A 13,609-nucleotide genomic window follows, 5' to 3' on the forward strand; every position below is an offset into this window, starting at 1 on the left:
CCGTACGACCGGGGTAGGGAGAAAGTTATGGCGCTGGTCGCCAATCGTCGTTCCGTAATGACTCTGTTTTCCGCTCACGACTGCGTGCGCTGCCATCGCGTGCGTATCATCCTCGCCGAGAAGGACATCGCGGTGGATGTCGTCAACCTCGGGCCGGACGAGCTTCCCGAGGATCTCTCCGATCTCAATCCCTACAACGAGGTGCCGACCCTGGTGGATCGGGACCTGGCGCTGTACGGGACGCACGTGATCACCGAATACCTGGACGAGCGTTTCCCGCATCCGCCGCTGATGCCGGTGGACCCGGTTTCCCGTGCGGCCGCGCGACTGGCGCTTTATCGCGTCGAGCGCGACTGGTACGAGGGGCTGGACGCGGTGAAGAAGGCGTCCGGGGGCGGGCTGACCAAGGCGCGCAAGATCCTGCGCGAGAGCCTGATGAACTCGGCCGAGATCTTCGAACTGAAGCCGTACTTCCTGAGTGACGAATTCAGCATCGTGGATTGCGCGATCGCCCCGGTCATGTGGCGTCTGCCGTCGCTGGGGATCGACCTCGAGTCCCTGCCGACTGCGATTCAGGAATACGCGGATCGCGTCTGCAAGCGGGAATCCTTCCAGATCAGTCTCACCGAGGCCGAGCGCGAGCTGAGGCTGTGACCTCTTCGCGTCCCTATCTGCTCCGGGCCTTGTGGGAGTGGATCACGGATAACGGTTTTACGCCGCATATCCTGGTCGACGCCACGGTGGAGGGCACGATGGTACCCGATGCCTTTGTCGAGCAGGGCAAGATCACCCTCAACATCGGTCCGTCCGCGGTACAGGCCCTGAATATCGGGGACGAAGCCGTGGCCTTCTCCGCGCGTTTTGCCGGCAGCCCGATGGATGTCTACGTGCCCACGCAGGCTGTGCTCGCCGTCTATGCGCGCGAGAACGGGCAGGGGATGATGTTCGGCAGCGAGCCGGGACCGGGGCCGGAAGATGGCCCGGGCGGCGACGGACCGGACGACTCTGGCCCCACGGGCTCCGATCAGAATGGGGACAAGCCGGCCGCCAAGCGCAAGGGTCCTGCCCTGAAGGTCGTCAAGTAACTCCCGTGATGTCTGGCCCCGGCGCCTTGCCGGGGTTCAGGATATTGTCTGGATCGAAGCTCTGCTTGATCCCGGCCATCAGATTCAGCGCCACGGGATCGATCTCCCGGCCCACAAAGGCGCGTTTCACTAGCCCGATCCCGTGTTCGCCGGACAAGGTGCCACCGAGGCCCAGCACCAGGGTGAAGACCTCGTCCAGGCAGCGTTCGGCGGCGGCGAGCTCCTGCGGATCGTCCGGGTTCACCAGCAGATTCACGTGGATGTTGCCATTACCGGCGTGCCCAAAGTTCACGATCTTGATCGCGTGCGCCTGGGCGAGCCGGTCGAGGCCCGCGATCAGGTCGGGGATGCGGGAGACGGGTACGACTACGTCCTCGTTGATCTTCTTCGGCGCGACGGTGCGCAGCGCCGGCGAGAGGGCCTTGCGCACGGCCCACAAGGCCTGGGCCTCTTCCGGGGTGTCCGCGCTGATGGTCTGCAGGCAACCCTCGCCATCGGCGGCGGCGCGGACGCCGCGCGTCGTTGCGTCGATCCCGGCCTCGGTGCCGTCCGTCTCGATCATCAGGATGGCCCCGGCGTCGCGGGGTAGCGGGCAGTCCGATGCATAGTCCCGGATCATGGCAATCGCCGAGTGGTCCATGAACTCCAGGGCCGACGGGACCTCCGCGCGGCCCATCAGCCGCGACACGGCGGCGGCCGCGTCGCCCACGGTGCGATACATGGCCTGAATCAGGCGCGTGGCTTCGGGTTTTGGTGTGAGGCGCAGCGTGGCCTCGGTGATTACGGCGAGGGTCCCCTCGGAGCCAATCAGTAGCCTGGTCAGGTCATACCCGACGACACCCTTGGTGGTGTGCACGCCGGTGCGAAACGGTTCGCCCGTGCCGGCCACGGCCGCAAGCCCCAGGGTGTTGTCCCGTGGCGTGCCGTACTTCACGGCATGGGGGCCCGCCGAGTTGTAGGCCAGATTGCCGCCGAGCGTGCAGTAAGTACTGCTCGTGGGATCCGGGGGCCAGAAAAACCCATGGGCTCCTGCCACTTCCTGCACCTCGCCGTTGGTTACGCCAGGTTCCGCGATCAGCCAACGGTTTGCCGGGTCGACCTCCAGGATCCGGTTCATGCGTTCGAACGACAGGACCAATCCGCCATGGTCGGGGACCGCCGCGCCTGTGGTGCCGGTGCCGCGCCCGCGGCAGGTCACGGGTGCGCCCAGGCGGCGGCAAAGCCGTACCAGTTCAGCGACCGTCTCGGCGTCGCGGGCAAACGCGACGGCATCCGGCGGGGCATGCAGCTTGGAGTTGTCGGCACCGTAGGACCAGCAATCGGCCGGGTCCAGCAGGCGGTCCTCGGCCGGAAGGAGTTGCTCGATTTCGCGTGCCAGCGGTGTCATGCCCGGTCCCCCTGAATCGCGTCGGGCAGCCATTCGATCGTGTCGTCACCGTCCAGCAGCACGACATCGATGCGCACGGGGCCTTGCCAGCGGCTCTCCTGCAGATAGCCCTCGGCCGCCCGTAGCAGTCGCCTGCGCTTGCCGGCATCGATACTCTCGGCTCCGCCGCCAAAGCCGCGGTGGCTGCGCTTGCGTACCTCGACCAGAACCAGCGTGTCGCCCTCGCGTGCGACCAGATCCAGCTCGCCCCACGGCCGTCGCACGTTGCGCGCCACCAGGGTAAGGCCTTGCCCGGTCAAGTAGTGCGCCGCTCGTTCCTCGGCGGCCTGGCCGGCCATGCCCGGGCGGAACATCGGTCAGCTGCCTTCGCTGGTGGACCCCAGCTGGCGTGGTGCGCCGCTCTCGAAGCGCGCCCAGACCGGCTCGCGCACCCAGTCCCCGCTGATCGGGTTCAGTGACCAGGTGCCGGCACCCCCAACGATTTGATGGTGGGTGGCTTCGCGTACCGCGCGATCATGCAGGCTCAGTCGCATCGCATCCATGCCCAGCGCGACGAAGCGCGGGAGCTCGTCAGTCACCCCTTCGGCCATTTCGCCGTTCAGCGGCTCGATGGTCGTGAACAGATAGGGCGCGTCCGGGAAGACGATGCCGTTGAGATCGCGGTCACGATTGGCGTTCGGCTGCCCGGCGTAGATATGAGGCGTCGCCATAATCGGGAGTTGCCGGGCCCCGTGGAAGTGCAGGTGTGGCACGAGTTGCCGCATCTGGCGCGAGGTTCCGGTCACGAACAGGTGATCGGCATCGCCCCGAACCTGGGGGTCACCCTCCAGGCTCAGGCCAGTCCGGCGGGCGACATCGCGAATACGTGCCTCGCTCTGCTCAATCCCGAGGGCGTTGCCCACCCGGGCATTGATGTCCTCGGCATCCGGGCGCAGGCGCACGATGTCCCGCGGCCGCAGGCCGTGGTCCGCGAGCGCTTCCTGGTAGGCCTCGGCAATGCGGTCCCCGAACTGACCCTCTGGCAGGATTACCAGCGGGTTGCGCCAACCCGTGCGCACCGCGCGGTCCACCACGGCGTAGGCATCCTCTTCCGGATTCAGTGCCAGCGTGCCGAAGGCACCGTTGCCGTCGAGCCGGGTACGGTTGAGCAGCAGCGTCGGGCGCGTCTCCTCGCTTGCGGCCACCGCGCGCACCGCATCGCGGTCGAGCGGTCCGATGATCCGGTCCACACCGTCCTCGATGCCGCGCCTGTAGAGGTCTGCAGCCGTGTCGGGGTCGCCGCGTGTGTCGCGCACCACCAGTCGACCATGGCCCCCGGTCTCCGCGTAGTAGGCGCGCGTGATGCCGTCGAGGATCGCATTGCCGAGCTGGGCGAGATCACCGGACAGCGGCAGGAGGACCAGGATCGTCTCCGGCGCCTCGGGCTGGAGCGGGTGACTTGCGACCAGTTCCGGGAGCAGGCTGTTGGCCGGGTGCGACGGATAGCGCTCCCGCCACTGTCCGGCCACGCGCCGGGCGTCGTCTTCCGAATTGACGCTGCGCAATCCGGTGAACAGGCGAACCCAGGGCTCGGCATCCGGATGTTCGCCCGCCGCCAGGCCGTCCCGCTGGGCGGGTCGAAGCGCCGAGAGCAGACCCCAGATGCGTTCCTGATTAACCGTCTGGTCATCGGGCTCCAGCAGGAGCAGGCCGTCGAGGCGCAACCGGGCATCCAGCGCCTGATACCATTCGCGCTCGTGCTCGAGCAGGCGGGCATGCAGGCCCAGGCCCTCGCGGTAGACCTCGGGCGTGCGGGTTTCGTCGTCCGGGTCGTCGGCGCCGAGCCGCTCGCGCGCGGTTTCCCACTCGCCGCGTGTGGCCGCCAGGCGGGCACCGCGCACACGGTCGGCCAGCGGTTCCCGGTGCTGGGCATCCAGGTCGCGCCACAGCGCGTCCGCGCGGTCGACCAGGTCGCCGTCCGGCTCGTCCAGTCTCAGGACCGCGTCGATCGCTGCGCGCACGTTGTCCGGCTGCGGGTCCGCCCAGGCCTCGCTGATCAGGATCGGCGCCTGTTGCTCGGCCGGCAGGTCAACGACCTCGGGTCGTTCTTCCTCCGGTTCCGGGGTGGGGGTGGGGTCCGGGCGCGGCGTCGCGCAGCCGGCGAGGATTGCGCCGGCGAGCAGGCTCAGGGCCAGGCGGCCCCGGTAGCGCCCCCCGGCGGCTGGAGAGAGGTATAGGTTCACGATAGCGGGATGCTCAGCGTATTGGGGAGTCAGTATTGAAAGCGCATCAGGTTGTGTCAACGAATTGCGGCACGTTATGGGTGGTTGCCACGCCGATCGGCAATCTGGCCGATCTCAGTCCGCGTGCCCGTGACGTGCTGGCGCGCGTTTCGCGTATCGCTGCGGAGGATACGCGACACAGCGGCGGGTTGCTCGCGCACCTGGGTGTGCAGACGCCCCTGGTCAGCCTCCATGAGCATAACGAGCGCGAGCGCATCCCCTCTTTATTGTCTGCGCTGGAGGCAGGCGACGATCTCGCGTTGATCTCGGATGCCGGTACGCCGCTGGTATCCGACCCGGGGTACCGTCTGGTACGAGCGGCCGCCGAGGCAGGGCTGCCGGTGCGTGCGGTGCCTGGTGCCAGCGCGCCGCTTGCCGCGCTGGCCGTCGCTGGCCTGCCGTCCGATCGTTTCTGCTTCGAGGGTTTCCTGCCGCATGCCGGTGGGGCCCGCCGTCGCCGGCTGGAGGCTTTGCTGGCGCAGCCGGTGACGACGATCCTGTTCGAGTCGTCGCATCGCGTACGTGCCGCTGCCGACGATCTGGCCGCACTGGAACCGGAGCGGCTGGTGTTCCTGGGGCGCGAGCTGACCAAGCAGTTCGAGGAACACTATAGAGGTGTTGCGGGCGAGCTCCCGGCCTGGCTCGATGCTGATGCCAATCGTCTGAGGGGGGAGTTCGTGTTGATCCTCGCGCCGGCTCCGCAGGCGGCCGATCCGGAGTCCGAGGATACCCCGCTGGCTGACGAACATGAGCGCCTGCTCGGGGCCTTGCTGGGGGAGCTCCCATTGAAACGAGCGGTGCGGGTCCTTGCCGATGCCACCGGAGTGCCGCGCAACCGTGTCTATGCCCGCGCCCTGCGTCTGAAGGACGAGGGTTGATGGGGTTTTTCCTTGCGTTGTTGCGGGTGCGGGCGTAAAAGGAGCGCGGGAGCTGGCCTGGCAGTCGCTGTATCCACTGGATGCGGAGGAAAGTCCGGGCTCCACAGGGCAGGACGCCAGGTAACGCCTGGGCGGCGCGAGCCGACGGAAAGTGCCGCAGAAAATACACCGCCGATGGCCTTCGGGCACAGGTAAGGGTGAAAAGGTGCGGTAAGAGCGCACCGCACGGCTGGTAACAGTCCGTGGCAGGGTAAACCCCGTCCGGAGCAAGGCCAAATAGGGGTGCATGGTGTGGCCCGCATCGCACCCGGGTAGGCTGCTAGAGGCGTCCGGTGACGGACGTCCCAGATGAATGACTGTCCACGACAGAACCCGGCTTACGGCCGGCTCCCACTTTTTCCCACCTTTGCGGCCCCATCCCCGAGCCTGTGACTCGCCGTGTCGGCGGTTCCTGTCGAAAAATAGTGAAGTAGTTTCTTAAGTGTGGCCCTCAAGACGCGGCTTTTGGGGTCTTATTTTCTGGCTGCACCGTCGCTGGGCAGGTGTTCGCTAAGTCTCTGTGATTCAACGCTTATTTTTGGTTCTTTCGGGTCAATTTTCTTGACTCCTGGAGATAGCCGTACCTATAGTGTCGAAAAGTGGGAAAAGGTGGGGAAAGGTGGGTGACCACCGCAACCGGTACCGGCCATGTTTCGAGGCGTAAGCCAACTCAATCTGGATGCCAAGGGTCGCCTGGCCATGCCCGCGCGCTATCGCGATACGCTGGCGGCATCCTGTGGCGGCCAGCTGGTGATTACCGTAGACCCCGACCGGTGCCTGCTCCTGTACCCGTTCCCCGAGTGGGAGCGCATCGAGCAAAGTCTGATGTCCCGCCCCAACATGAATCCGAAGGTCCGCAACCTGCAGCGACTCCTGGTCGGTCATGCGACCGAGTGCGAGCTGGACGGTAGTGGCCGTCTCCTGCTGCCGACGCCGCTGCGCCAGTACGCCAGCCTGGACAAGCGCGCGGTGCTGCTGGGGCAGGGCAACAAGTTCGAGATCTGGGACGCCGATTGCTGGGATGCCCGTTGCGAGCAGGCGCTGGGGGGTGACGTGGATGACGACGCGCTCGAGTCCATTGCGTTGTGACCATGACGGAAACCGTCGCTCATATCCCGGTGCTGCGCGACGCGGTGCTGGAGGGGCTGGCCGTGCGCGCTGACGGGTTCTATGTGGATGGGACCTTCGGGCGCGGCGGGCACAGCCGCGCGATTCTCGATCGCCTCGGCGCCGGCGGAAGCCTGCTGGCGATGGACCGGGACCCCGAGGCGGCTGCGGCCGCCTCTTCGTTTGCGGACGATCCACGCTTCTCCTTCGAGCCGGGGCCGTTCTCGGCAATGGCCGATACCCTGCGTCGGCGCTTCCCTGATCGTGCGCCGGATGGCGTATTCCTGGATCTGGGGGTCTCCTCCCCGCAGCTGGACACCCCCGAGCGTGGTTTCAGCTTCCAGCACGACGGTCCACTGGACATGCGCATGGACCCCACGCAGGGCGAGAGTGCGGCGGACTGGCTGGCCCGCGCGGAGCAGGACGAGATCGCGGATGTGATCTACCACTACGGCGAGGAACGCCATTCCCGCCGCGTCGCCCGTGCGATCGTTGCGGCGCGCGCCGAGGCCCCGATTACGCGGACTGCGCAGCTGGCCGAGATCGTGCGCCGCGCGGTCCCCGGGCGCGAGCCGGGCAAGCACCCGGCCACGCGCACCTTTCAGGCCCTGCGCATCTATGTGAACCGGGAGCTTGAGGAGCTGGAGCAGTGGCTCGAGACGATCCCGGAGGTCCTGCACCCGGGTGCGCGGATGGTGGTGATCAGCTTTCATTCGCTTGAGGACCGCATGGTCAAGCAGGCGCTGCGTGGGCCGCGCCCGGACTCGCGCCTGCCGCGCGGGCTGCCGGTGATGCCCGAAACACCCGAGCGCCCGTGGCGCCCGATCGGCAAGCCCGTGCGTGCCGACGCCGAAGAGCAGCGCCGCAACCCGCGCGCACGCTCGGCGGTGCTGCGTGTGGGGGAGCGCACCTGATGGTCTTTCGCGGCTTCATCCTGATCATTCTGGCGACCGGGGTCTTTGCCTCCGCCGTCGGTGTGGTGGCGGCCAAGCACGAGGCACGCCAGGCCTTTATCGCGCATCAGTCGGAGCTTTCGGAGCGCGACGCGCTGAACCTGGAGTGGACGCAGCTGCAGATCGAACAGTCGACCTGGGCGACGCAGGGCCGTATCGAGCAGCAGGCGCTCGAGGAACTGGGCATGATCAAGCCCGAGCCGGATCGCATCGTGGTGATCGGGGGGCGCACATGGGAGCGCTGAAGCGCCAGGTCAGCCATGGCCGCCTGAAGGTGCTGCTGGTGGTCTCCGCGCTGGTGCTTGTGGCTTTGGTGCTGCGCGCGATCGATCTGCAGGTGCTCAGCCGCGATTTCCTGACGCAGCAGGGCGAGCAGCGCCAGGTACGCACGCTGACCGAATCGGCCCATCGCGGCATGGTCACGGATCGCAACGGCGAGCCGCTGGCGATCTCCGCCCCGGTGCAGACCGCCTGGGCGAACCCGAAGGACTTGCTGGAGCAACGCGATCGCTGGCCGGAACTGGCCGAGGCGCTCCAGGTCGATGCCGACTGGCTGGCCGAGCGCATCGAGTCGCGCGCCGGCCGGGAGTTCATGTACCTGCGTCGGCATATGCTGCCGGCCCAGGCGGAGCAGGTGACCGCCCTGCGCATCCAGGGGCTTGGCCTCACGCGTGAGTTCCGGCGCTACTACCCGCATGGCGAGACGACCTCGCACATCCTCGGCTACACCGATATCGACGATCGCGGGCAGGAGGGCGTCGAGCTTGCGTTCAACGACTGGCTGTCGGGCGCGCCGGGTGCCAAGCGGGTGTTGCGCGACCGCCACGGACGCACGATCCGCGATGTGGCCAGTATCCGCCCCGCCCGCGACGGCCGCACGCTGCGCCTGACCATCGATCAGCGCCTGCAGTATCTGGCCTACCGTGAGCTGAAGGCCGCGGTGGCGGAGCACGATGCCCAGGGCGGGTCGGCCGTGCTGCTGGACGCCCGTACGGGTGATGTCCTGGCGATGGTCAATCAGCCGAGTTTCAACCCGAACAATCGCGGTTCGATCCGCTCGGAGCTCGCGCGCAACCGGTCCCTGACCGACAGCATGGAGCCGGGTTCCGTCATCAAGCCCTTCACCGTTGCGGCGGCCCTGGATGCCGGCATCATCGACCCCAATGTGACCCTGGACACCCGTCCCGGGACCATGCGTGTCGGGCGGCTGACCGTGCGCGACTTTCGAGACTATGGCGTGATCGACCTGACCACCCTGATCGCGCGCTCCAGCAATGTCGGCGCCACCAAGCTGGCACTGGACATGCCGCCGGACCGGTTCTGGCAAGTGCTGCACCAGGCCGGGTTCGGCCAGTCGACCGGGACCCACTTCCCGGGCGAGGTGAGCGGCCGCCTGCGCGACTTCCCGACCTGGCGCGAGGTCGAACAGGCCACGATGGGGTATGGCTACGGCCTCTCCATTACCCCGCTGCAGATGGCCGCGGCCTATACCGCGTTTGCCAACGACGGTCAGCGCATCCCGGTGCGGCTGGTGCAGACCGCCGACGACCTGCGCGAACCGGCGGGTGTGATGTCCCCGGAAACCGCCCAGCGTGTGCTCGCGATGATGGAACACACGATCGGCTCCGAGGGAACCGCCCGTCAGGCCGCGATCGACGGCTACCGCATCGCGGGCAAGACCGGTACCAGCCGCAAGAGCGGCCCCGGTGGCTACACCGAGGACCGCTACATCTCCAGCTTCGTGGGCCTGGCCCCGGCCTCGGATCCGCGATTCGTGATGGCCGTGGTGATCGACGAACCCAATGCTGGCACCTACTTCGGCGGCGCCGTGGCGGCGCCGGTATTCCGCAACGTGATCGGCTCGGCGCTGCGGATGTTCAACGTGCGCCCGGACGCGATGCCGGAGATCCCCATGCAGTTCGCCGCCGAACGCGAGGGCTCGACATGATGGCGGCGAATACGGTCCAGAACGTCGCGACACTGGGCAGCCTGTGGCCCGCCGGGGCGCCAGCGCTGCCGCTCGAGGTCGCCGGGCAGCGTGTAACCGACCTCGCCCAGGACAGCCGCCGGGTGACCCCGGGTGCCGTCTTCGTGGCCCTGCGCGGCACCCAGGGGCACGGCCTTGCCCATGCGCGGGCCGCGGCCGAGCAGGGGGCTGTGGCCATCCTGTGGGACGAGGCCGAGGCGGCGCCGGCCCTGAGCATCCCGGTGCTGCATCTCCCGGGTCTGCGCGCCGCGTTGCCGGCGATCTGTGACGCCCTGTGGGGTGCCTGGCCGACCGATTATCCCGTCGTCGCGGTGACCGGTACCGATGGCAAGACCTCGGTCAGCCAGTTGCTCGCTGGCGCCCTGGAGCAGCTCGGTGCCCCCACGGGGGTCGTCGGGACGCTCGGTGTGGGGCGCCTCGGAGCACTGGAAGACTGTGGTCATACCACTCCGGGTGTGATTGACCTGCACCGGCACCTGGCGCAGCTGGCCGCCGACGGCTGCCGCGCGCTCTCGATCGAGGCCTCGTCCCACGGCCTTGAACAGGGGCGCATGGCCGGGTTGCCAGTGCGCGTCGCCGTGCTGACCCGGCTGGGTTCGGACCATCTGGATTTTCATGGCAGCCAGCAGGCCTATGCCGACGCCAAGGCGCGGCTGTTCGCCTGGCCGGGGTTGGAGACTGCGGTGCTCAATGCCGACGACGCCCTCGGGCAGCGCCTGATCCGTGAAACCACGGCTGAACACATCCTCACCTACAGCGCCGTCGGGGCCTCCGCCGACCTGGTCGCGCGGGAGGTCCAGGCAGGCTCCGACGGCATTCGCTTCACGCTGGAGGCGGCCGGCGAGGCCTGGCCGGTGCAGGCGGCCCTGTTCGGGCTGTTCCAGGTCGGCAATCTGCTGGCGACGCTCGCCGCCCTGCGGGCGCTGGGTCATTCCTGGCAGGCCGCCGTCGATGCGGTGTCGCGTCTGCGCGGTGTCCCGGGGCGCATGGAGCGCTTCGAGCTGCCCAGTGGGGCATTGCTGGTCGTGGACTATGCGCATACCGAACAGGCCCTGGCTGCGGCGCTGGATGCCCTGCGGCCGCACACTGCCGGCCGTCTGATCGTGGTCTTTGGCTGCGGCGGGGATCGCGATGTCACCAAGCGTCCGGCCATGGGGCGGGCCGCCAGTGCGCGCGCCGACCAGGTGATCGTGACGGACGACAACCCGCGTTCCGAAGACCCGGCCGCGATCCGCGCCGCCGTACTCGCCGGCTGTGACCGGCCCGAGGCCTGCCGCGAGCTGGGCGATCGCGAGGCGGCGGTGCGCGCGGCGGTGGCCGAGGCGGGCCCGGGCGACGTCATCCTGCTGGCGGGCAAGGGGCACGAGACCACTCAGCAGGTGGGTACGCAGTTTTATCCGTTCAGTGATCGCGAGCTGGCGCGCGAGCTCGCCGCTCGGACGAATGCGGGAGACAGTGGGGGGGGTATCCAATGATCCGGATGACCGGACAGGAACTGGCGGACGCCGTGCGCGGCCGTCTGGAAAACGGAGATGGCCAGCAGGCCTTCGAGGGGGTGTTCACCGATACCCGGCACCCGCTCGAGGGGGGTCTGTTCGTGGCCCTGCGCGGTCCCCGTTTTGATGGCCACGAGCATGTCGCCGCCGACCTGCCGGCCGCTGTGCTGCTGGTGGAGCGCGTGCTGGATGTCCCGCACCCGCAGGTGGTCGTGGCCGATACCGGCGAGGCCCTGGGCCGGCTGGCCCAGCACTGGCGCCGCCGCAGCCGGGCGCGGGTGATCGCGCTGACCGGCTCCAACGGCAAGACCACGACCAAGGAGATGCTGCGCTGCATCCTCGAGGGCGTGGGCTCGGTGCATGCCACCCAGGGCAACCTGAATAACGAGATCGGCGTGCCGCTGACGCTGCTGGCCATGCCCGAGGACACCGATTACGCGGTGATCGAGATGGGCGCCAACCATGCTGGCGAAATTGCCCGCATGGCGCGCTGGACCGAACCGATGGTCGCAATGATCACCAATGCCGGCCGCGCCCATCTGGAAGGCTTTGGGAGTCTCGAGGGCGTGGCCCACGCCAAGGCCGAGATCTATTCCGGTCTGCCACCGCAGGGTGGGACGGCGGTAGTCAATCTGGACGATCCATTCGCGGACTACTGGCTGTCGCTCAATGAGCACCACCATTGCCAGCGCTTTTCCCTGGAGGGGGGCGGCGAGATCGAGGGCATGTGGCAGGCTCCCGACTGCCTTCGGCTGACCATTCTGGGTGCCGGTCGAGACCTGCGTCTGGCCAGTCCGGGGCGCCATGTCGCCGCCAATGCAATCGCAGCGGCCGCTGCGGCCAATGCGGTCGGGGTGGCGATCGACGCGATTGCCAACGGGCTGGCGCGCTGGACGCCGGTGCAGGGGCGTCTGCAGGAGCTCTGGCATGTCAGCGGTGCCCGCCTCTGGGACGACACCTACAACGCCAATCCCGACTCGCTGCGCGCGGGGCTCGAGGTGCTGGCCGCGATGCCCGGCCGGCGCATCCTCGTACTGGGTGCGATGGGGGAGCTGGGCGCCGAGACTCCGGTGCTGCACCGTGAGACCGGGGCGCTGGCCCGCGCGATGGGTGTGGACTACTGCCTGGCCCTGGGCGAGGCCGCGCGCGACAGCGCCGAGGCCTTTGGCGAGGGCGGCGAGTGGTTTGCCGACCATGACGCCCTGCGGACGCGCCTGGAAGCGCTGCTGGAGGACGAGACCACGGTCCTGATCAAGGGCTCGCGCAGCCAGCACATGGAGCGAATCATCGAAGGGCTGGAGATGGCCCCGTCGGCGCGGGGGGCTGCGAATGCTGTACGCGCTGACTGAGTATCTCACGCAGTTCTATAGCGGCTTCACGGTCTTTCAGTACCTGACGCTGCGCGCGATTCTGGGCGTGGTCACCGCGCTGGCGATTGCGCTGCTAATTGGCCCGGCGATGATCCGTCGGCTGACGGTTGGCAACGTCGGCCAGCAGGTCCGGGACGACGGGCCCGAGTCGCATCTGAGCAAGGCGGGTACTCCGACCATGGGCGGGGCGCTGATCCTGGTGGCGGTGGCGGTCGCCACGCTGCTGTGGAGCGACCTGACGAACCGCTTCGTCTGGATTGTGCTGTTGACCACGCTGGCCTTTGGTGCAGTCGGCGGCTGGGATGACTATCTGAAGCTGCGCTACGGCAACAGCAAGGGGCTCTCGGCCAAGGCCAAGCTCCTGTGGCAGACGCTGTTCGCGCTGATCGCCGCCGGGGTGATCATGGCCACCGCGCAGAGCCCGGTGGAGACGAGCTTCTATCTCCCGATTTTCAAGGATTTCGAACTGCACCTCGGCTGGCTGTTCATCCCGCTGGTCTGGCTGGTCGTGGTCGGGTCCTCCAACGCGGTCAACCTGACCGACGGACTCGACGGCCTGGCGATTATGCCGGCGGTGCTGGTGGCCGGAGCCCTCGGGGTATTCGCCTATGCGGCCGGCCACGCGGTCTTCGCGGATTACCTGCAGATCCCCGCGGTGCCGGGGGTGGGCGAGGTCGGCGTCTTCGCCGCCGCGCTGGTCGGCGCCGGACTCGGTTTTCTGTGGTTCAACGCCTATCCCGCCCAGGTCTTCATGGGCGATGTCGGGGCCCTGGCCCTGGGCGCGGCCCTGGGCATGATGGCGATCCTGACCCGCCAGGAGATCGTGCTTCTGATCATGGGCGGCATCTTCGTGCTGGAGACGCTGTCGGTGATGCTGCAGGTCGCCTCGTTCAAGCTCACTGGACGGCGCATCTTCCGCATGGCGCCGCTGCATCACCACTTCGAACTCAAGGGCTGGCCAGAGCCGCGCGTGATCGTGCGCTTCTGGATTCTGACCGTTGTGTTCGTCCTGATCGGTCTTGCGACCCTGAAGATCCGCTGACGCC

The 13,609-nt window shown here is 68.0% G+C and carries 13 protein-coding genes and 1 other RNA gene; 11 read left to right on the plus strand and 3 right to left on the minus strand.

The features are described 5' to 3' along the window. Positions 1 to 27 precede the first annotated feature (27 nt). Positions 28 to 654, plus strand: coding sequence for a glutathione S-transferase N-terminal domain-containing protein (locus tag F579_RS0111025; protein WP_012983578.1), 627 nt, complete (start codon positions 28 to 30; stop codon positions 652 to 654). Next, on the plus strand, positions 651 to 1,085 hold the full coding sequence (locus F579_RS0111030; RefSeq protein ID WP_019023173.1) for a ClpXP protease specificity-enhancing factor: 435 nt from the start codon (positions 651 to 653) through the stop codon (positions 1,083 to 1,085). The genes F579_RS0111025 and F579_RS0111030 overlap by 4 nt, the downstream gene beginning before the upstream one ends. Here the strand turns inward: F579_RS0111030 and F579_RS0111035 are convergent. The 3 genes from F579_RS0111035 to F579_RS0111045 are packed head-to-tail and all read right to left on the minus strand — an operon-like array spanning position 1,078 to position 4,694. Beyond that, a complete protein-coding gene (locus F579_RS0111035) occupies positions 1,078 to 2,472 on the minus strand; it encodes an FAD-binding oxidoreductase (protein WP_019023172.1) in 1,395 nt (464 codons plus the stop codon). The two genes, F579_RS0111030 and F579_RS0111035, sit on opposite strands and share 8 nt — an antisense overlap. Beyond that, positions 2,469 to 2,825, minus strand: coding sequence for a YraN family protein (locus F579_RS0111040; protein ID WP_019023171.1), 357 nt, complete (start codon positions 2,823 to 2,825; stop codon positions 2,469 to 2,471). Before F579_RS0111040 ends, F579_RS0111035 begins: the two co-directional genes overlap by 4 nt. Positions 2,826 to 2,828: 3 nt before the next feature. Further along, complete coding sequence (locus tag F579_RS0111045) at positions 2,829 to 4,694, minus strand: penicillin-binding protein activator (RefSeq protein ID WP_019023170.1); 1,866 nt, start codon at positions 4,692 to 4,694, stop codon at positions 2,829 to 2,831. A gap of 80 nt (positions 4,695 to 4,774) precedes the next feature. Here F579_RS0111045 and rsmI point away from each other — a divergent pair, with 80 nt between their 5' ends. From rsmI to mraY, 9 genes are all read left to right on the plus strand, one after another. Beyond that, positions 4,775 to 5,611 carry a 16S rRNA (cytidine(1402)-2'-O)-methyltransferase gene (gene rsmI, locus F579_RS0111050; protein WP_019023169.1) on the plus strand — a complete coding sequence of 279 codons (837 nt, stop codon included), beginning with the start codon at positions 4,775 to 4,777 and terminating at the stop codon, positions 5,609 to 5,611. Between the two features lie 48 nt (positions 5,612 to 5,659). Then, an RNA gene (gene rnpB, locus F579_RS14750) (RNase P RNA component class A) lies at positions 5,660 to 6,006 on the plus strand. 292 nt (positions 6,007 to 6,298) lie between these two features. Next, on the plus strand, positions 6,299 to 6,739 hold the full coding sequence (gene mraZ / locus F579_RS0111055; RefSeq protein WP_019023168.1) for a division/cell wall cluster transcriptional repressor MraZ: 441 nt from the start codon (positions 6,299 to 6,301) through the stop codon (positions 6,737 to 6,739). A gap of 2 nt (positions 6,740 to 6,741) precedes the next feature. Then, positions 6,742 to 7,671 carry a 16S rRNA (cytosine(1402)-N(4))-methyltransferase RsmH gene (gene rsmH, locus F579_RS0111060; RefSeq protein ID WP_038029621.1) on the plus strand — a complete coding sequence of 310 codons (930 nt, stop codon included), beginning with the start codon at positions 6,742 to 6,744 and terminating at the stop codon, positions 7,669 to 7,671. Continuing rightward, complete coding sequence (gene ftsL / locus F579_RS0111065) at positions 7,671 to 7,955, plus strand: cell division protein FtsL (protein WP_019023166.1); 285 nt, start codon at positions 7,671 to 7,673, stop codon at positions 7,953 to 7,955. Before rsmH ends, ftsL begins: the two co-directional genes overlap by 1 nt. Next, positions 7,943 to 9,658, plus strand: a complete 1,716-nt coding sequence (locus F579_RS0111070; protein WP_019023165.1) for a penicillin-binding protein 2 — start codon at positions 7,943 to 7,945, stop codon at positions 9,656 to 9,658. The genes ftsL and F579_RS0111070 overlap by 13 nt, the downstream gene beginning before the upstream one ends. After that, a complete protein-coding gene (locus tag F579_RS0111075; RefSeq protein ID WP_019023164.1) occupies positions 9,655 to 11,172 on the plus strand; it encodes a UDP-N-acetylmuramoyl-L-alanyl-D-glutamate--2,6-diaminopimelate ligase in 1,518 nt (505 codons plus the stop codon). Before F579_RS0111070 ends, F579_RS0111075 begins: the two co-directional genes overlap by 4 nt. Further along, positions 11,169 to 12,542 (plus strand): UDP-N-acetylmuramoyl-tripeptide--D-alanyl-D-alanine ligase, encoded by a 1,374-nt coding sequence (gene murF / locus F579_RS0111080; RefSeq protein WP_019023163.1) that lies wholly within the window; start codon positions 11,169 to 11,171, stop codon positions 12,540 to 12,542. Before F579_RS0111075 ends, murF begins: the two co-directional genes overlap by 4 nt. Then, positions 12,523 to 13,605, plus strand: coding sequence for a phospho-N-acetylmuramoyl-pentapeptide-transferase (gene mraY, locus F579_RS0111085; RefSeq protein WP_019023162.1), 1,083 nt, complete (start codon positions 12,523 to 12,525; stop codon positions 13,603 to 13,605). Before murF ends, mraY begins: the two co-directional genes overlap by 20 nt. Positions 13,606 to 13,609: the final 4 nt, after the last annotated feature.

The sequence above is a fragment of the Thioalkalivibrio sp. ALJ21 genome (assembly GCF_000378605.1).
Taxonomy (GTDB): Bacteria; Pseudomonadota; Gammaproteobacteria; order Ectothiorhodospirales; family Ectothiorhodospiraceae; genus Thioalkalivibrio.